Source organism: Rathayibacter sp. VKM Ac-2762 (assembly GCF_009866585.1).
In the GTDB taxonomy this organism is placed as follows: Bacteria; Actinomycetota; Actinomycetes; order Actinomycetales; family Microbacteriaceae; genus Rathayibacter.
The window spans coordinates 2,869,262-2,886,271 of sequence record NZ_CP047419.1 but is presented as its reverse complement, the minus strand read 5'-3'; the positions used below and the strand labels follow the sequence as shown (position 1 = coordinate 2,886,271).

The window sequence follows — 17,010 nt, the reverse complement described above, 5'->3', positions numbered from 1 at the left end:
CTGCGCGTCTGCGCTCGAACGGGGGCCGGGTGCCCCTGCGAGCGGAGTCCGGCCTCAGGCGTCGGCGCCCGCGTCCCTCCCGAGCACCGCGGCGAGCTCGCCCCGCCCGCCGATCCCGAGCTTGCGGTACGCCGCGTACAGGTGCGCGCCGACCGTGCGCGGCGAGAGGAACAGGTTCTGCGCGATCGCGCGGTTCGACAGCCCCGTGCTCGCGAGAGCGCAGATGCGCAGCTCCTGCGGGGTCAGCGTCGCAGCGGCCGGCGACGGCGCGTCCGCGATCCTCCCTCCGGCGGCCCGGAGCGCGTCACGGGCCCGATCGGCCCAGGCGTGGATCGGCAGCTCCTCGAGCATCGCCAGTGCCTCGCGGAGGAGGGGCCGCGCCTCCGCCGCCCGACCGGCCCGGTGCAGCCCGTCGCCCACGAGCAGCAGCGCCCGCGCCCGTACGTACGGGAGCGGCGGCGGAGTCCGGCGGAGCAGCCCGGCCGCGACGTCCGGCGCTCCGTCGGCGAGCGCCACGGCGATCTGCGCGTACCGGAGGGCCGCCTCGATCATCGGCTGGTGCCAGCGCTCGAAGAGCGATTCCAGCCTCGCGGCGTGCAGGCGCACGACTCCGACGTCCCCGATCGCGAGAGCCGCGTCGACGAGATCGGGCGTGGTCAGGATCGCGAAGCCGGGGTTCAGGGAGTCGTCGTCCGTGTCGAGGAGGGGCAGGAGCTCCGGCACGGCGTCGCCCGGTCGAGACTCGAGGACCGCCACCGCCGCTCTCGATCCGCGGAGCGTCGCCCGCATCACGCTCGAGGAGAGGACGGCCGCGCCGATCGCGCTGCCCGCGCTGATCGCCTCGGGATCGGGCGCGACTCCCTCCATCGCGTCGAACCAGGCCAGGCAGGCCCGGGAGGCGGTCTCGAAGCCGACGTCCCCCAGGTCGCTCCCGAGGACGAGCGCCTCCTCGGCGAAGGAGCGGGCGCGCGAGAAGCGGCCGGCGAGCGACGTGGTCATCGAGGCGGCGAGGAGCGCCTGCGGGAGGATCCGGATGTCGCCGCGCGCGCGCAGCCCGGTGATCGCCTCCTCCAGGAGCTCCCGGGCGACCTCGACCTCGCCCGCCGTGTTCAGCGCGTAGCCGAGCCACCACGCCTCCTCCGGACCGCTCGCTCCGCCGGCCGCCGCGAGCGCCCGGCGGACGACCTCGTCGCCGCGGGCGATCGGCTCGGTGACCGCCGCGAGCAGGACGGCGCGCGGGTCGGAGTCGTCGAGGGCGAGCGCGCGCACCGCCTGGATCATCGGCTCCCCCGGCGATGCCTCTCGGTTGTGGTCCCAGGCGATGGCGGCGAGGTGCAGGAGCGCGGCGGTCGCGGCGTCGACGGCTCCGTGGCTCTGCAGCGCCGTCACTGCGGCGAGCGCGGGCGAGAGGTCTCCCCGCGAGAGGGCCGTGCGCCCGGTCGGCAGCGTCTCGCGCGTCCAGGCGGCGCGGGCGGTGAGCACCGGATCGACGGTCTCGCCCGCCGCGCGGTGCACGAGCAGCGCCGCCTCCGCGGTCCGGCCGGCGAGTCCGGAGTACTCGGCCGCGTCGATCAGGCGCGAGACGCGCAGCGGCCCCGCGGGGGTCAGCTCCGCCGCCCGCTCCATCGCCTGAGCCGCCAGGACGACGTCGCCCGTCGCGAGGCCGGACGCCGCGAGACCGGCGAGCTCCTCGCCGACCGGCCCGTCCGAGCCGGTCGCGAGCTCCGACCGCCACCAGAGCGTCCGGCTCGGGTCGTCGCGGTGCTCCTTGACGAGCGTACGGAGCACGGCGGCGCGCTCGGAGGGTCGGCTCACGCTCGTCACCGCGGACTGCACGAGAGGGTGCCGGAAGCGGAGTCCGCTCCCCGGCGTCCAGCTGAGGAGCGACGCGGCGACGGCCCTGTCGATCCAGGAGGGGTCGGGATGGCGGCCGAGCGCCAGGTTCGCCAGGCGGCTCGCCTCCTCCGCCGTCGCGACGTCGCCCAGCGCCACGGCCAGCACGGCGAGCCGCGAGGGCTGGTCGAGCTCCGCGAAGCGCTCGGCGAAGGCCGACTCGAGGCGTCCGGTCACCGCGCGGTCCTCCGCCTCGTCGGCCGACGGGTCGCGCCCGGTCAGCTCCACCAGGGCGAGCGGATTCCCGCGGGCGAGGTCGAGCAGAGCGCGCCGGGCGGCGCCGCGAGGAGGATGCGGGAGCGTGTCGAGGAGAGCGGCCGAGTCGGCGGCCGACAGCGGCCCGAGGTGGAGGTGCTCGAGGCCGGAGTCCTCCTCGGGCCGGTCCCTCGTGGTCATCACGACGACGACGCGGTCCTCGCCGATGCGCCGGGCGAGCATCCGCAGCGCCCACGCCGACTCCGGGTCGATCCGGTGCAGGTCCTCGACGACGACCAGCAGGGGCCGATCGGCGGCGGCGTCGCTCAGGAGGGTCAGGGCCGACAGGCCGGCCAGGAGCGGCGTCGGCTGCACTCCCTCCGCCAGGTGGAAGGCGACGCGGAGCGCGTCCCGCTGCGGCAGGGGCAGGCCGTCGAGGCCCGGGCGGAGCGGGTGCAGGAGGAGCTGCAGCGCCGCGTACTGGTCGCCCGACTCCGCTGCGGAGCCCGCGGTGCGCAGCACCCGCACGTCGCGTGCGCGGGCGTAGGCGACGACCTCCTCGACCAGGGTGGTCTTGCCGACCCCGGCGTCCCCGTCGACGACGAGCGCCGACCCGTGGACGGCGATGCCGTCGACCATCAGACGGAGCCGCGCGAGCTCCGATCCCCGACCGACGACGAGCGCGTCCCGCTTCACGCGTCGAGTATCGCACCCTCGCGCAGACACTCCTCGACCCGGTGGCGGGCCCGGATGAAATCGATCGCGGCGGCCGCGGCGCTGCCGGGGGCGCCGAAGAAGGAGGTCAGGAAGTGGTCGCCTCCGTGCACCTCCAGGGTCTGCCAGCGGAAGGCGATGAAGCCGAAGGGGTCGACGCGCACCGGCGACGAGCCCTCGCGGAGCGGATACGCCTCCTGGCTCGCCCAGACGCGGCGGAAGACCCGCGAGCGGCCGCCGAGCGAGGCGACCAGGACCCGCAGGCGCGGGTCCGCCGGGTCGGAGTGGAAGCGGAGGGCGGCCGCCATCACGGCGATCGTGCGGTCCCAGTCCTCGTGCCGCTCGGCGTCGGTCTCGAGCGCCGCGGCGTCGATGACGGCCTCGATCATGTTGGTCCCCTGCTCGCAGGCCAGGGGCAGGAACAGGCGGCCGAGCTCGTTCACGGCGACGAGGTCCTGGTAGCGGTCGACCACGTAGGCGGGCGTCGTGGTCCAGGACGAGACCATGCTCGTCAGGCTGCCGACCTGCGCCGGCGTCGGCCCGGCCTGTGCCCAGCCCGGCGAGCGGCGCGGCGCGGCGTGCCCGCCGAGCCGGAAGAGGTAGTCCCGCCCGTCCGCGTCGAGACGGAACGCGCGGGCCAGAGCGTCCAGGACCTGCGCCGAGGGGCGGCGGTCCTTGCCCTGCTCGAGCCGCAGGTAGTAGTCCGGGCTGATCCCCGCGAGCACCGCGACCTCCTGCCGGCGCAGCCCGCTGACCCGGCGACGTCCGTCGGTCCCCAGGCCGACCTCGTCGGGGCGCAGCCGGTCGCGGTGCCCCCGGAGGTAGGCGCCGAGCCGTGCGGTGTCCGTGTCCACGATCCCGCCCTTCTCTCCCTTCGAGGCTAGGGAGGCGGCGGGCCCGGCTCCACGCGACGCCGACCTAGATCCGCGGCGGGAGTACCTAGATCGGCGGGGCGTGCTTCAGGGTGGGGGTGGTGCGCGGCGGGGTGCGGAGGAGCGCACCGGAACGCAGCGCACCCCTCCGCGATCGGTAAGACTCCGCGGTCAGCTCAGCTCCGCCGCGGCGTCGGTGATGACCCGCGCGACCTCCTCCGGGTGCGAGCGCATCACCAGGTGCGGCGCGTCGAGCTCGACGACCGAGCGCACGCCCGCCCGCCGGTAGCCGAACCGCTCGACGTCCGGGTTGATCGTCCGGTCCGCGGCCGCGACGACGCCCCAGCTCGGCCGGGTCCGCCAGGCGGCGACGGGAGCGGCCTCACCGAAGGCCAGAGCGGCGAGCGGGCGCTGGCCGACCGCGAGCACGGCCGCCTCGGCCGGATCGATCCCGGCCGCGAACACCTCCGGGAACGCCGACACCGCGACCGACACGTCCGTGCCCGGCTCCGCTCCGTCGATCGGGAACGGTGTGTAGACGAGGTTCGCCGGGAGGTCGGAGTCGGGGAAGGCGCCCTGCAGCTGCCCGAGGCTCTCCCCCTCCTCGAGCGCGTAGGCCGCGAGGTAGACGAGGCCGACCACGTTCTCGGCGGCGCCCGCCACCGTGATCACGGCGCCGCCGTAGGAGTGGCCCGCCAGCAGGACCGGCCCGTCGAGCTGCTCCACGAAGGAGCGGAGGTACTCCGCGTCGCCCAGCAGGCTGCGGTTCGGCACGGCCGGGACGCGCACGGTGTGGCCGGCGTCGAGCAGGATCCGCGTGACCGGGGCGAAGCTCGCGGCGTCGGCGAACGCTCCGTGGACGAGGACGATGGTGGGTGCGGTCATGGGGCTGTCCTTCCGGTCGGGCTGCGGTCCGGCAGCCGGCTGCGCAGCCGATCCGGACCCGGGCCGAACCTAGGACGGCGAACGGCGCGCGTCGTGACCCCGCGACTCCCCTGCCGACCGGGCGGTCGCCTGTCGCCCGCCCGAGGACACGCTCCAGCGCTCGTCCCGCCCGCTCACGGCGGGCCCGGCCCGCTGCAGCGTCCGCGTCCTGGTCCCGGCAGGGTCACCCTTCGACGGCTGGACCGCCCGGGATCGCGGCGCGATCGGCCGGCGGAATCTCCGGCCGGATCGCCGGCGACAGCGGCGGATCGGCACGCGGACTCCTGCGGCCCGAGACCCGGGCCGCGGCGCCTCAGCTCGCGAACTCCTCCGGCCAGCCCAGCGCGGCCAGCGACCGGCGCACGCGCTCGATGTCCTCCTCCGAGGGCAGCTCCGAGGTCACTCCGGCGATCGCGGTGCCGACGTCCGCGCGGGAGGCGGGCGCGTCGGCGGCGAGACCGGCGGCCACCTCGGCCACCTCCTCGTCGCTCAGACGGCGGCGGAGGAGCGCCAGCAGCGGCACGAAGTCCTGCTCGGGCAGCCCGGCCGGATAGCCGGCGCGCAGCCAGCGGACGATGCGGGCGACCAGGCCCTCGCGGGTGTCCGGCTCGGCCAGCGACTCCGGACCCGCCAGCGGCCAGCCCGCGCTCGCGAGCCGCGAGGAGACGCGGGCGACGTCCTCGGGCATCGCCGGTCCGAGCAGCAGCTGCTCGATCCGCTCGCGCACGACGGCCCGTGAGACGACCGTCTCGGCCCGCTCCGACTCCGACAGGAGCCGCGCGACGACCTGCTCGACCTCGTCCGTCGTGAGACTGCGGCGCAGCAGGCCCAGCAGCGGCAGGTAGTCCTGCTCCGGCACGCCGGACGGGTAGCCCGCGCGCAGCCAGCCGACCACGCGGGCGACGATCCCCTCCCGCGCCGCGATCGGATCGGTCGAGGCCATGCTCAGCCCTTGGGCACGAAGGTCGGGATCACGTGCTCGAAGCTCACCGACTGGCCGAGGCCCGTCGCGATGATGACGCTCAGGCCGATCACGACGGAGCCGACGACGAGGGCGAAGCAGAGCACGCCGATCCCGCGCAGCACCGGAGCGGGCAGACCGCTCCGGACCGCGGAGGCGTCGGACCCGCCCCAGGCGGGAGCACCGGCGGCGACGGCGAAGGAGCGGACGCCGACGGCGAAGAGCACGGGCAGGCCTGCTCCGAGGAGCACGGCGACGAGGGCCACCTGGCCGGCGGCGGAGAGGAAGAGGGAGAGCACGGTGCGGATCCTTTCGCTCAGACGCCGGCGGTCTCGGGCGCGGGGCGTGCCGCCGCGTCCTGCCACTCGTCGTTGACGTTGTGCGCGCCGATGCTGTCGCGGCGCGAGCGGATGTAGATGAGGGAGGCGACGGCGACGAGGATCGCGGCCATCAGGAGGCCGCCGGCCGCGCCTCCGACGAGGTGGCCGATCCACCACATCACGGCGCCGACGAGGGCGGCGGCCGGGAGCGTGATGACCCAGGCGATCACCATGCGCAGCGCCACGCGCCAGCGCACCTGCGCTCCGGGGCGGCCGACTCCGGAGCCGAGGATCGAGCCGGTCGCGACGTGGGTGGTCGAGAGGGCGAAGCCGAGGTGGCTGGAGGCGAGGATGACCGCGGCGGAGGCGCTCTCGGCGGCCATGCCCTGCGGGGTGTCGATCTCGACGAGGCCCTTGCCGACGGTGCGGATGATCCTCCAGCCGCCGATGTAGGTGCCGAGCGAGATGGCCAGCGCGCAGCTGAGCTTGACCCAGAAGGGGACCGACTCGGTGTCGCTCCAGCCGCCGGCCGCGATCAGCGCGAGCGTGATCACTCCCATGGTCTTCTGCGCGTCGTTGGTGCCGTGCGCGAGCGAGACGAGGGAGGCGCTGCCGATCTGGCCGAAGCGGAAGCCGCGGTGGAGGCTCTTCTCGGCGAGGTTGCCGATCACCCGGAAGACGAGCCAGGTGCCGATCGCCGCGACCGCTCCGGCGAGCACGGGCGACATCAGCGCCGGGAGGATCACCTTGCCCACGACGCCGTCGAGCTTCGTGCCGTCGCCGGCCCAGTTGACGCCGTTGAGGCCGAGGCCCGCGAGAGCGGAGCCGATCAGGCCGCCGAAGAGGGCGTGCGACGAGCTCGAGGGAAGGCCGAGCAGCCAGGTCAGCAGGTTCCAGACGATGCCGCCGATGAGGCCGGCCAGCACGATCAGCAGCAGAGCGGATCCGCCGTCCTCGAGCAGCGCCGGATCGGGTGCGCCCGAGGAGTCCTGGATCTTCACGACCGCGTTGGTGACGGTCAGCGCCACCTCGATGCTGAGGAACGCACCGACGAGGTTCAGCGACGCCGAGAGGGCGACGGCGGTGCGGGGCTTCAGGGCACCGGTCGCGATGGACGTGGCCATCGCGTTCGCCGTGTCATGGAAGCCGTTGGTGAAGTCGAAGGCGAGGGCCGTGACGACGACGAGCGCGAGCAGGATGAAGGGATCCACGCAGACATGATGCTCCCGCGGCGGGAGGCGTTCCGGCGTGGTCGCGAGGCTTCACCTGCTGTTCACCTCGCGGGGCACGCCCGCCCGAGTACCCTGTGCGGATTCTCAGGCGGGCGGCGCATCGGCGGATGCGATTCTCCTGAGCCCGCACTGGCGTACGGCGCTCAGACGGGTGCGCTCAGGAGGCCGAGCGCGGCATCGGCGGGGTGAGGTCCGGGGTGTGCGCGGGGTCGGAGTCGGGGGCCGGCTCCGGCTGTGCGGCGGACCCGGCCGCGGCACCGGCGTCCTCGGCGGACTCCTGATCCTCGGCGGGCTCCTGCGAGCCGGGCAGCGGCGGGGTGAGGTCGAGGGCGCCGACCGCCGGCTCGGCGGCGTGCTTCGGCGTGGTCGGGTGGTTCTCGGCCGCGGCCGCCTTCTTCGCCGCCTTCTCCTGGGTCCGCTTGAGCTTCTCGGTCTGCTCGGCCAGCTTGCGGGCCTTCTTGCGCAGCTTCTTGCTGGAGTCGCGGACCGCCTCGTGCGCCGCGCGCACCGACTTCTCGGCCTTCTTCAGCGCCTTCTTCGCGCGCTTCTGCGCCGCCTTGTCGCGTGCGTCCTTGTCCTTGCCGGTCCCGGCCATGTCCGCTCCTCCGCTCGTCGACCGCTCCGGCCGACTTCCCCACGCTACCGAGCGGCACCCGGCCCGCGAACCCGCTGGCGAGCGCGCCCGGGTCGCGCTAGGCGCGCGGGCGGCGGCCGTCGTCCGGCCGTGCCGTCCGTGCTCCTCATTCCCCCTTCGTCGCCGCCTCTCCCCCTTCCCCCCGGCTCTCGCTTCGGCCCTGCAGCGCCGTTCGCGGCTGGGAGTCGCGGGCGAGTCGACCCCGCGACGGGCGCGGGTTCGGCAGGCTGGGGGCATGGTCTTCCAGCACGATCCCGGCGGCTACCAGGGCCGCGCCGGCCTCCGGCGTCCCGTGCGCGGGCCCAGGCGCGACAAGTGGATGTGGTGGCGCCTGGGCTCCGGAGTCGCGGCGACGGTCGCCGGTGTGATCGCCCTGCTCGTCTTCACCGCCGACCGCTGAGCACGCCCACCGGCGACCCGGCGCACCCCCGCCACTCCGGATCGAGAGCCGATCGATGCGCTCAACCGCTTGACTCCGGAGGTTTCTCTCAGGTCGGATCCGGCGGAACGCGGGTAGTTTGGAGGGTCGCATCGGCTTAGCCGTGCGATCAGCCCCACTGCCCCACCCGGCGCTCGCCTCCCCCCTCGAGCGTCGGCAGACCTGGAACCTCCTCTGCATGCACCGTTCGTCACGCGCCTCGACTCCCACCCCCGCAGGAGCCGAGACCGGCAGTCCGTCCGCCCTCCCGACCCGTCGCTCGCTCCGTGAGCAGGAGTCCCGCAGCCGCCGCCCCTCCCGCGGCCCGTCGCGACCCCGCGTCTCCGCCGTCGCCGCGATGACCCTCGTGGCCGGCATCGCGATCACGTCGACGATGCCCGCGTTCGCCGTGGGCGGCACCGCCGACTCCGAGCTGACCCGCGACACGGCCACCGCCGTCGCCGCGGCCCGCCCGCAGAGCTTCGTGGCGGCCGGAGTCGTGCAGCAGAGCGTCACCCGCGACGCCTTCGCCGCCGAGGCCAAGCCCGAGGTCCTCGTGCCCACCGCGTCCCTCGACGCGATCACGGCCACCTCCGGCGAGTCGACCGCGGCCGCCGCCGGAGCGTCCGGAGCGTGGGTCGTCCCGATCTCCGGTCACATCAGCAGCAGCTACGGCCCCCGCCCCGACGCGCCGGTCGCCGGCGTGAACCTGTTCCACAAGGGCACCGATCTCGCCGGCGCCTGCGGCACGCCCGTCCTCGCGGCCTCCAGCGGCACCGTCGAGGAGGCGTCGTACCAGGGCAGCTACGGCAACTGGATCCTGCTCGACAACGGCGGCGGCATCGAGACCGGCTACGCCCACAACAGCGAGCTGATGGTGTCGGTCGGCGAGACCGTCACCGTCGGCCAGGTCATCGCGCTGCGCGGCTCGACCGGCGCCTCGACCGGCTGCCACCTGCACTTCGAGACGCGGGTCGACGGCGAGGCGGTCGACGCCGTGCCGTTCATGGCCGAGCTCGGCGTCCCGATCGGCTGACGTCCTCGACGACTCGAGAACGCAGACGTCGCGGTGGCCGCTCTCGACCACCGCGACTTCTGTGTTCTCGTGAGCGCGCAGGCCGGCGTCAGGGCCCGGGGACCGTCCGCGCCCCGGTCGAGACGGCGGCCGACCAGTGCGCGTCGTCCGGCACCGTCGTCACCCTGATCTCGGCGTCCTGCTCGACGGCGATCTGCATGGTGCCCGTGTTGCCGCCTCCGGTGCCGGTGCGGGTCGTGCTCGGGCTGTAGACGCACGACGATCCGCTCGTCATCAGGCCGACGACCTCGATCGTCACCTCGGCGTCCGCGGTGTCGCAGGCGACCGAGACGGTGATGTGCAGCGGATCGCCGCTGAGGTTCACTGTCTGCGGATCGACAGGGCCGACCTGGTCGGTCCACCGCACGGCGGCGGTCGCGCCCTCGGGCAGCGTCACGGGCCCGAGCGGAGCGTCGGTGGGCGTCGCGGTCGGAGCGGCGGTCGTCGGAGCAGCGGCGCCCGGGGCGGCGGGTGTCGCCTCCTCCGCCTGGTCGGCGCCGCTCGTGCAGCCGCTCAGAGCGAGCGCCGCGAGCAGTGCCGAGGCGCCCAGCACGGTCGCGTGCCGTCCGGCCCGGAGCCCCGTCGCCCGGCGCGGAGCGGTCGTTCTCGTGGTGTCCATGGTGGTTCCCCCTGTCCACTGGCGTCCCTCCGGTCTACCCGAGCCCGCGTGGCCGCGGATCGCACTCTGCGGCGGTTGCCAGGGTCGGGGGCCGTGCTGCGGAGCGATGTGGAGCTCCTCCGTACCGGCGCGGCGGCCCGTCGATCCGCTCGGGTGCCGCGGATGATCGGCACCGGGCGGGTCCGACGCCCGCCGCACCCGGCGCACCCCGCCGAGCCGCCCCTCTGCACCCGGAAGGCACCGCCATGATCGCCTCGAACACCTACCCCTTCGCCGAACGCACCGTCCTGGTCACCGGAGCCGGCTCCGGCATCGGCCGCTCCATCGCACGCGCATTCCTCGAGCAGGGCGCGAGCGTCGCGGTCGCCGGGCGCACCCCCGCCACGCTCGAGGAGACCGTCGCCGGCTTCCCGGCCGAGCGCGTCCTGGTCGTCCCCACCGACGTCTCGGTCCGAGCCGAGGTCGACGCGCTCGTCGAGGGCACCGTCGCGAGGTTCGGCGGGATCGACGTCCTCGTGAACAACGCGGCCGGCCACCTCGGCGGCCCGATCGAGGAGGTGGAGGACGACTCCTGGCGCTCGCTCTTCGCGACGAACGTCGACGCCCTCTTCTACGCGGTGAAGGCGGCGCTCCCGCACCTCAAGGCGAGCCGCGGCAACATCGTCGTCGTCTCCTCCGTGTCGGGCATCCGCGGCGACTGGGGCCAGGCCGCCTACAACGCGACCAAGGGCGCGATCACGACGTTCGTGCAGTCGCTGGCCCTCGACTTCGGCGCGCACGGGGTGCGGGTCAACGCCGTCGCCCCCGCCTTCACGCAGACGCCGCTGACCGAGTCGATGGCCTCGACCCCCGAGGAGCTCGCGCCCTTCATCGACCGCATCGCCCTCGGGCGCCCCGCGCAGCCGGACGACATCGCCCCGCCGGTGCTGTTCCTCGCCAGCGCGGACGCGGCGTACATCACCGGCGCGATCCTGGCCGTGGACGGCGGAACGAGCGCCTCGACGGGGCAGCCGCACCTGTAGGCGGGCGTGCGGCGGATCGGGGTCGGGGGGGGGCGGGGGCGGGGGCTCTGCCCAGGACCCGAGTGCTCGCGTCGGATCCTGCGGCCCCGCTCGTGAGGGTCCACCGGGCTCGACTGCGGGCGCCCGCAGCCCGGATCACTCCATCCCTGACCGCGCACTCAGACTCAACCGACACCTGTGGCGTATCGTGGAGTCAATTGCATGCAGACGCATGGATACGGACTCGCCGACCGCACGGCCTCCGAGCCCATCCCTCTTCGAGCAGGAGTCGTCATGACCACCACAAGCACCCGCTTCACCGACCGCGTCGTCCTCATCACCGGAGGTGGATCCGGCCTGGGCCGCGCTGCCGCCGTCCGCCTCGCCCAGGAGGGCGCGAAGCTCGCCCTCGTCGACATCTCGGAGCAGGGCCTCGCCGCCACGGTCGACGTCCTGCCGGAGGGCACCGAGTCGATCACCGTCCTCGCCGACGTGTCGAAGGAGGCGGACGTCGACGCCTACGTCGCGCGCACCCTCGAGGCGTTCGGCCGCATCGACGGCTTCTTCAACAACGCCGGCATCGAGGGCCGCCAGAACCTCACCGAGGACTTCACGGCCGACGAGTTCGACAAGGTCGTCGCGATCAACCTCCGCGGCGTGTTCCTCGGCCTCGAGAAGGTGCTGAAGGTGATGCGCGAGCAGGGCTCGGGCATGGTCGTCAACACCGCGAGCGTCGGCGGCATCACCGCGATCGGCAACCAGTCCGGCTACGCGGCCGCCAAGCACGGCGTCGTCGGCCTCACCCGCAACTCCGCGATCGAGTACGGCGAGTTCGGCATCCGCATCAACGCGATCGCGCCCGGGGCCATCTGGACCCCGATGGTCGAGAACTCGATGAAGCAGCTCGACCCGCAGAACCCGCGCAAGGCGGCCGAGGAGTTCATCCAGGTCAACCCGACCAAGCGCTACGGCGAGGCCGACGAGATCGCCTCGGTCGTCGCGTTCCTCCTCTCCGACGATGCCTCCTACGTGAACGCGACCGTCCTCCCGATCGACGGCGGTCAGTCCATCAAGTACTGAGGACCCGCGGAGGGAGCGGAGGGAGCGGAGGGAGCGCCTGCTGCGGCGGCGAGCCCTCCACCCTCCCGCTGACGCCGTGTCGTTCGTGGGACGGACTCGGCCGCTCCTCCACAGGTGCTCCCTCCGACGCGCGTCCCCACCGGGCCTCCGTCGCGCAGCACCCGGCACCGCGGCGGGAGCAGAATGGGGTCGGTCCCGCCAGCGGCCGGACCTCGACCGCTACGGAGACATGCATGAACCCCACCGGGAGCTTCCGCGCCGCCCGCGACACCCTCCTGCAGCACCGCACCGATGCGGTCGCCGCGAACGAGGCCTTCCAGTGGCCGGACGTCGGGCCCCGCTTCAACTGGGCGGTGGACTGGTTCGACGCGATCGCCATCGGCAACGAGCGCCCCGCCCTCTGGATCGTGGAGGAGGACGGCTCCGAGGAGAAGTACTCCTTCGACCGGATGCGCTGGCGCTCCGACGAGGTCGCCGCCTGGCTCCACTCGGTCGGCGTCGAGCAGGGCGATCACGTGATGCTCATGCTCGGCAACCGCCTCGAGCTGTGGGAGTCGATGCTCGCGATCATGAAGCTCGGCGCGGTCATCCTCCCCACGACGACCCTGCTCTCACCCGCCGATCTGGCCGACCGCCTCGAGCGCGGCGAGGTCGCGCACGTCATCGCGGACGCCTCCGAGACAGCCAAGTTCGACGAGATGGAGGGCGGCTTCGGCCGCATCGCGGTCGGTGGCGCCGTCGAGGGCTGGCTCGACTACGCCGACTCGCTCGAGCCCTTCGGCATCAGCCCGACCGTGGTCGTCCAGAGCTCCGATCCGTGCCTGATCTACTTCACCTCCGGCACCACCTCGAAGCCCAAGATGGTCGTGCACACGCACGAGTCGTACCCCGTGGGGCACCTCAGCACGATGTACTGGCTCGGCGTCCAGCCGGGCGACGTGCACATGGCGATCAGCTCGCCGGGCTGGGGCAAGCACGCGTGGAGCTGCTTCTTCGCGCCGTGGAACGCCGAGGCGACGGTGTTCGTCTACAACTACAGCCGCTTCTCCCCCACCGCACTGCACGAGCAGCTCGACCGGGCCGAGGTCACCACGTTCTGCGCGCCGCCGACCGTGTGGCGGATGCTGATCCAGTCGGCGCTCGGAGTGAAGCCGCGCGCGCTGACCGAGATCCTCTCGGCGGGCGAGCCGCTCAACCCCGAGGTCATCGCGACCGTCGAGCGGGAGTGGGGACTCACGATCCGCGACGGCTACGGCCAGACCGAGACCACCGCGATCATCGCGAACCCGCCCGGCGCCCCCGTGGTCCCCGGAGCGATGGGCCGCGCGCTGCCCGGCGTCGCGATCGCCCTCGTCGATCCGCTGACCGGCGAGCCCGCCTCCACCGGTGAGATCTGCCTCGACCTCTCCGTCGAGCCCGTCAACCTGATGTCCGGCTACCTCGGCGACGAGGACCGCACCGAGCGCGCCCGCGCCGACGGCTACTTCCACACCGGCGACGTGGCGGTCCGCGCGGTCGACGGCACGATCACCTTCGTGGGCCGCACCGACGACATCTTCAAGTCCTCCGACTTCAAGATCTCGCCGTTCGAGGTCGAGAGCGTGCTGCTGCAGCACCCCGCCGTCGCCGAGTCCGCAGTGGTCCCGGCTCCGGACGAGGTGCGCCACAGCGTGGTGAAGGCCTACGTCACCCTCGCCGACGGCTGGGAGCCGACCGCCGAGACGGCGAGCGCGATCTTCGCCCACACCCGGGAGCTGCTCTCCTCCTTCGAGCGGGTGCGGCGCCTCGAGTTCCACCCCCTGCCCAAGACGATCTCGGGCAAGATCCGCCGCGTCGAGCTGCGCGAGCGCGAGGAGGAGGCGTTCCGCCGCGGCGAGGAGATCCCCACGGAGTGGCGCGCCGACCGCCTCTAGGCGCGGGGGCCCTCGTCCGCCGGGACACCGCCGAAGCACCGCCGAGACGGCGGCGTCTCGGCGAGGCGGTGCTGTCTCGGCGGGATGCGGTGGGGCCGGGACGTCGGCCGCCGGTGACCAGCGGGAGCGGGTGCCGTCAGCGCGGAACCAGCGCGGTGTCGGCGGCGTCCGGATCAGAGGTCGGCGGTCAGCTCGGCGTCAGCGTGGGCGGACCGCGATCAGCTCGCCGTGGTCGCGGACGCCGGGGGCGCTGCGGCGGAGCGAGTGGGTCACCTCGAGGCCGGCCTGCTCGGCGAGGGCGCGCATCTCGGCGAGCGGGTGAAACCACGCCGGTGCGACTGCGTGCGCGAACGCCTCCGTGCGCGGCCCTTCGAAGAAGCCGATCAGCAGGCTTCCGCCCGGTCGGAGGTGCGCGGCGAGCGCCGTGACCGCGCCGGACAGCTCCGCCGGCGGGAGGTGGATGAGCGAGTACCACGCGAGAACGCCCCCGAGGCCGTCGACGTCGAGCTCGAGCGCCGAGCCGAGCCGGAACGGGACGTCCGGGAACCGCGCCCGCGCCAGAGCGACGAACTCCGGCACCGGATCGACGCCGATCGCGGCGGCTCCGCGGCGCTGGAGGAACTCCGTCCAGTGCCCGGGCCCGCAGCCCACATCGGCGACCGTGCCCTCCAGCCCGTCGGCCCACGACCCGATCAGCTCGCGGTCGGCCGCAGGCCCCGCGTCGACCGATCCGAGCAGCGCCGCGTACTCCTCCGCCCGCGCGCCGTACGCGTCCCGCACCTCGTCCATCCGGTGAGCGTAGGCCGTCTCGAAACGGCGCGCAGCGGGCACTCGGAGGCGCGTGGCACGTTCCGCGGTGCCGTTGGCACAGCTCGGCGGCACGGTCCACTGGCGCGTTCTGACGTTCTGGCGCGCCTGCCTCGTGAGCGTTCGCGCCCGGCCTCCCGAGGCGCTCCGCGAGGACGGATCATCGAGGTGCCGCGCCCCGTCCCCGCCCCGAAGGAGACCCGATGACCCCTGCCGACGCCGCCCCCGCCCTGCCCGCCGCCGCCCTCGTCTTCCCCCTGCTCGTCGGAGTCGCGCTGCTCGCCTCGGGCGCGACCGCCCTGCTCCGCGCCGCTGGTCCTGATGGCGTCCGGAGGCGCCTCGAGGAGTCCCGCGCCCGCGCCGCGGCCCTCGGCGGAGGCCCGGGCGCGCGCGGATGCAGCGCTCCCGGCGTCCTCCCGGCCTGCCTGCGGGTCGTCGTCGGCGCCCTCCTCCTCCTGGCCGCCGGCCCGGCCTACACCGCGGCCGCCCTCGTCGCCGCAGCCCTCTGCGCACTCGCCCTCGCGCACGCCGTCCGCCGCTTCGCCCAGGACTCGGAGGGCGACCCGCCCACCCCGGCCGCGGTCGCCGCCACGGCCGCGATGCTCGCCTTCGCCACCGTCGCCGCGGCCCAGGGGATCCTCGGATTCACGGGCGTCCCGGCACACCTCCGAGAGTTCGACCAGCAGGACCTGAGCTGGGCGGCCGCCCTCGTCGGAGTGGTCGCCGCGTGCGGCCTCCTGCAGCTGGCGGGACGCGCAGCGCAACCGGTGGCCGCACCGGCGGCGGGCGTCAGGCGGCGCGGCTGATGCTCGGAGCTCCGACGCTCGATGCGCCCCCGCACCTCGTCCTCGACGGCAGCGCGGTGCGGCTCGCGCCCGCCCGCGGGTCCGTCGCTGTGATCACCTTCTGGATGCAGTTCCACAACTCCGGCACCGCCGCCCTGCACGATCTCGCCCTGTTCTGCGGCTCCTTCACCGACGGCTCGGGCGTCGAGCTCGACTACGACGAAGCCCCGGTCACCGTCGTCGGCCGGCCCGAGCGGGTCGCCCCAGGAGCGGGATTCGTGGCCGTCGCGCACTACACGATCGCGCCGCTGCGGGCACCGCGGACGCTCCGCCACTCCATCGTGCTGCGGGGCCGCACGAGCGACGACCGGCCGTTCACCGACGTCGCCGCGCTCGAGGTCCACGTCGATCCGAGGCGCACTCCGGAGGTGCGGTTCCGTCCCCCGATGGCGGGATCCGACACCTTGCGGTGGAGGTGAGCGACGATGCGATCGCATGAAGACTTCTCACCACCGGGCCGGATCGGCCAGGGTAGAGGGATCGCGTCGTACGGAGGACGCGCCAGAGGAAAGGACTCCGCCGTGAGGGGAATCGCAGAAGGCAGCCGACCGATCGTCGATCGCGGAGTGTCCCGCCGGGACACCGCGGCGGCCGCGTGGCTGGCCCAGAGCGGCGTCGACGTCCGCGCGAACGGCGCGTTCCGCATCGTGGCCGACACCCTCTGCAGCGACGGCGTCGACGTGCTCCGGATCTGGCACTCGCCGGCCCGCCTGCACCGCACCTCCGCCATCGGCCCGGGCGTCCGCCTGATCATCCCGCTCGAGGGCGCGCTCGTGATCCAGCCGGACGATCCGGCGGCGCTCGAGGTCCGCGTCGCGCCGGGCGACATCGCCTTCCTCCACTGCGACTCCCCGTTCACGATCGTGACCGACACCCCGAGCGCCCGCACCGAGATCGCCCTCGACCGCCCGCTGCTGGGCCTGGTCGACTCGGCCGACCGTGGCGCCGTCGTCACCGAGGCCGACCCGGCCAGCCGCGGCATCCTGCTCTCGACCGTCAACGCGACCTTCGGCTCCACCCTCGACGCCGACTCCCCCGCCTTCCCCCTGGTGCGGGCCGCCGTCGAGCAGCTGGCGGGCGCTGTGCTGGCGACCTCGCTGCCGCGCGAGAGCAGCGAGGACGTCTACACGCGCGCCCTCGCCCTGATCGCCGCGATGTCCACCGACCCCCGCCTCTCGGTCCAGGAGATCTGCGAGCGCCTCGGCGTCCCGAAGCGGACGCTGCAGCGCACCTTCGCGCGGAACGGCACCACGGTGTTCGACGAGATCCGCCGCGCACGCCTCACGACCGCGCGCGCCCTCCTCGGCGGGAGCGACTCTCCGCCCTCGCCCGAGCACGTGCTGAGCAGCTACGTCCGCTCGCAGCGCCTGCGCCGCGACCTGCTCCACCTCGAGGCGGTGCCCGCCTCGAAGCTGGGCTGACCCCGGGGCCGCAGCTCTCTCCGCGTCGACAGCCCCGTGGGCAAGGGAGGTCACCGCGCGGGCGCACGCCTCCCATCCGGACGCTC

At 74.2% G+C, this 17,010-nt stretch carries 17 protein-coding genes; 8 read left to right on the top strand and 9 right to left on the bottom strand.

All coding sequences use genetic code 11. The features are described 5' to 3' along the window. Nucleotides 1-54 precede the first annotated feature (54 nt). The 7 genes from GTU71_RS13580 to GTU71_RS13550 all read right to left on the bottom strand — a co-directional run bounded on the left by GTU71_RS13580 (nt 55) and on the right by GTU71_RS13550 (nt 7,706). Nucleotides 55-2,784, bottom strand: coding sequence for a LuxR family transcriptional regulator (locus GTU71_RS13580; protein WP_159940539.1), 2,730 nt, complete (start codon nt 2,782-2,784; stop codon nt 55-57). Next, the gene (locus tag GTU71_RS16320; protein ID WP_159940537.1) at nt 2,781-3,656 is read right to left on the bottom strand and encodes a helix-turn-helix transcriptional regulator; all 876 of its coding nucleotides are present in this window, start codon (nt 3,654-3,656) and stop codon (nt 2,781-2,783) included. Before GTU71_RS16320 ends, GTU71_RS13580 begins: the two co-directional genes overlap by 4 nt. Before the next feature lie 189 nt (nt 3,657-3,845). Continuing rightward, nucleotides 3,846-4,559: an alpha/beta hydrolase gene (locus GTU71_RS13570; RefSeq protein ID WP_159940535.1), complete on the bottom strand. Its 714-nt coding sequence runs from the start codon at nt 4,557-4,559 to the stop codon at nt 3,846-3,848. A gap of 352 nt (nt 4,560-4,911) precedes the next feature. Continuing rightward, complete coding sequence (locus GTU71_RS13565) at nt 4,912-5,541, bottom strand: DUF3349 domain-containing protein (protein WP_104224010.1); 630 nt, start codon at nt 5,539-5,541, stop codon at nt 4,912-4,914. Nucleotides 5,542-5,543: 2 nt separating this feature from the next. Continuing rightward, on the bottom strand, nt 5,544-5,858 hold the full coding sequence (locus GTU71_RS13560) for a hypothetical protein (protein WP_159940533.1): 315 nt from the start codon (nt 5,856-5,858) through the stop codon (nt 5,544-5,546). 17 nt (nt 5,859-5,875) lie between these two features. Further along, the gene (locus GTU71_RS13555; RefSeq protein ID WP_104224012.1) at nt 5,876-7,090 is read right to left on the bottom strand and encodes an inorganic phosphate transporter; all 1,215 of its coding nucleotides are present in this window, start codon (nt 7,088-7,090) and stop codon (nt 5,876-5,878) included. Nucleotides 7,091-7,268: 178 nt separating this feature from the next. Beyond that, nucleotides 7,269-7,706, bottom strand: coding sequence for a hypothetical protein (locus GTU71_RS13550; protein WP_159940531.1), 438 nt, complete (start codon nt 7,704-7,706; stop codon nt 7,269-7,271). A gap of 274 nt (nt 7,707-7,980) precedes the next feature. On the opposite strand from GTU71_RS13550, the gene GTU71_RS13545 reads away from it, so the two are divergent. Together GTU71_RS13545 and GTU71_RS13540 are read left to right on the top strand one after the other, a co-directional pair. Beyond that, entirely contained in the window at nt 7,981-8,145 is a 165-nt protein-coding gene (locus GTU71_RS13545; protein ID WP_159940529.1) for a hypothetical protein, read from the top strand. 217 nt (nt 8,146-8,362) lie between these two features. Beyond that, complete coding sequence (locus GTU71_RS13540) at nt 8,363-9,199, top strand: M23 family metallopeptidase (RefSeq protein ID WP_104239337.1); 837 nt, start codon at nt 8,363-8,365, stop codon at nt 9,197-9,199. Between the two features lie 88 nt (nt 9,200-9,287). Here the strand turns inward: GTU71_RS13540 and GTU71_RS13535 are convergent, their stop codons facing one another. Continuing rightward, nucleotides 9,288-9,857, bottom strand: a complete 570-nt coding sequence (locus GTU71_RS13535) for a hypothetical protein (RefSeq protein ID WP_159940527.1) — start codon at nt 9,855-9,857, stop codon at nt 9,288-9,290. 245 nt (nt 9,858-10,102) lie between these two features. On the opposite strand from GTU71_RS13535, the gene GTU71_RS13530 reads away from it, so the two are divergent. From GTU71_RS13530 to GTU71_RS13520, 3 genes are all read left to right on the top strand, one after another. Then, nucleotides 10,103-10,879, top strand: coding sequence for an SDR family NAD(P)-dependent oxidoreductase (locus GTU71_RS13530; RefSeq protein WP_244230562.1), 777 nt, complete (start codon nt 10,103-10,105; stop codon nt 10,877-10,879). 273 nt (nt 10,880-11,152) lie between these two features. After that, complete coding sequence (locus tag GTU71_RS13525) at nt 11,153-11,938, top strand: glucose 1-dehydrogenase (RefSeq protein ID WP_167299040.1); 786 nt, start codon at nt 11,153-11,155, stop codon at nt 11,936-11,938. Nucleotides 11,939-12,171: 233 nt separating this feature from the next. Continuing rightward, nucleotides 12,172-13,851: an AMP-binding protein gene (locus GTU71_RS13520; RefSeq protein ID WP_159940525.1), complete on the top strand. Its 1,680-nt coding sequence runs from the start codon at nt 12,172-12,174 to the stop codon at nt 13,849-13,851. Nucleotides 13,852-14,049: 198 nt separating this feature from the next. Here the strand turns inward: GTU71_RS13520 and GTU71_RS13515 are convergent, their stop codons facing one another. Further along, nucleotides 14,050-14,640 carry a class I SAM-dependent methyltransferase gene (locus tag GTU71_RS13515; RefSeq protein ID WP_104353278.1) on the bottom strand — a complete coding sequence of 197 codons (591 nt, stop codon included), beginning with the start codon at nt 14,638-14,640 and terminating at the stop codon, nt 14,050-14,052. Between the two features lie 221 nt (nt 14,641-14,861). Between GTU71_RS13515 and GTU71_RS13510 the strand changes: the two genes are divergently transcribed. The 3 genes from GTU71_RS13510 to GTU71_RS13500 all read left to right on the top strand — a co-directional run bounded on the left by GTU71_RS13510 (nt 14,862) and on the right by GTU71_RS13500 (nt 16,924). Next, nucleotides 14,862-15,464 carry a hypothetical protein gene (locus GTU71_RS13510; RefSeq protein ID WP_159940523.1) on the top strand — a complete coding sequence of 201 codons (603 nt, stop codon included), beginning with the start codon at nt 14,862-14,864 and terminating at the stop codon, nt 15,462-15,464. Continuing rightward, nucleotides 15,464-15,922 (top strand): hypothetical protein, encoded by a 459-nt coding sequence (locus GTU71_RS13505; RefSeq protein ID WP_104282897.1) that lies wholly within the window; start codon nt 15,464-15,466, stop codon nt 15,920-15,922. The genes GTU71_RS13510 and GTU71_RS13505 overlap by 1 nt, the downstream gene beginning before the upstream one ends. A gap of 147 nt (nt 15,923-16,069) precedes the next feature. After that, nucleotides 16,070-16,924, top strand: a complete 855-nt coding sequence (locus GTU71_RS13500; RefSeq protein ID WP_159940521.1) for a helix-turn-helix domain-containing protein — start codon at nt 16,070-16,072, stop codon at nt 16,922-16,924. Nucleotides 16,925-17,010: the final 86 nt, after the last annotated feature.

Excerpts from the sequence above, each read along its gene's own strand:
- GTU71_RS13570 (WP_159940535.1), bottom strand. The coding sequence starts at position 4,559 with ATGACCGCACCCACCATCGTCCTCGTCCACGGAGCGTTCGCCGACGCC.
- GTU71_RS13565 (WP_104224010.1), bottom strand. The coding sequence starts at position 5,541 with ATGGCCTCGACCGATCCGATCGCGGCGCGGGAGGGGATCGTCGCCCGC.
- GTU71_RS13550 (WP_159940531.1), bottom strand. The coding sequence starts at position 7,706 with ATGGCCGGGACCGGCAAGGACAAGGACGCACGCGACAAGGCGGCGCAG.
- GTU71_RS13545 (WP_159940529.1), top strand. The coding sequence starts at position 7,981 with ATGGTCTTCCAGCACGATCCCGGCGGCTACCAGGGCCGCGCCGGCCTC.
- GTU71_RS13540 (WP_104239337.1), top strand. The coding sequence starts at position 8,363 with ATGCACCGTTCGTCACGCGCCTCGACTCCCACCCCCGCAGGAGCCGAG.
- GTU71_RS13535 (WP_159940527.1), bottom strand. The coding sequence starts at position 9,857 with ATGGACACCACGAGAACGACCGCTCCGCGCCGGGCGACGGGGCTCCGG.
- GTU71_RS13530 (WP_244230562.1), top strand. The coding sequence starts at position 10,103 with ATGATCGCCTCGAACACCTACCCCTTCGCCGAACGCACCGTCCTGGTC.
- GTU71_RS13525 (WP_167299040.1), top strand. The coding sequence starts at position 11,153 with ATGACCACCACAAGCACCCGCTTCACCGACCGCGTCGTCCTCATCACC.
- GTU71_RS13520 (WP_159940525.1), top strand. The coding sequence starts at position 12,172 with ATGAACCCCACCGGGAGCTTCCGCGCCGCCCGCGACACCCTCCTGCAG.
- GTU71_RS13515 (WP_104353278.1), bottom strand. The coding sequence starts at position 14,640 with ATGGACGAGGTGCGGGACGCGTACGGCGCGCGGGCGGAGGAGTACGCG.
- GTU71_RS13510 (WP_159940523.1), top strand. The coding sequence starts at position 14,862 with ATGACCCCTGCCGACGCCGCCCCCGCCCTGCCCGCCGCCGCCCTCGTC.
- GTU71_RS13505 (WP_104282897.1), top strand. The coding sequence starts at position 15,464 with ATGCTCGGAGCTCCGACGCTCGATGCGCCCCCGCACCTCGTCCTCGAC.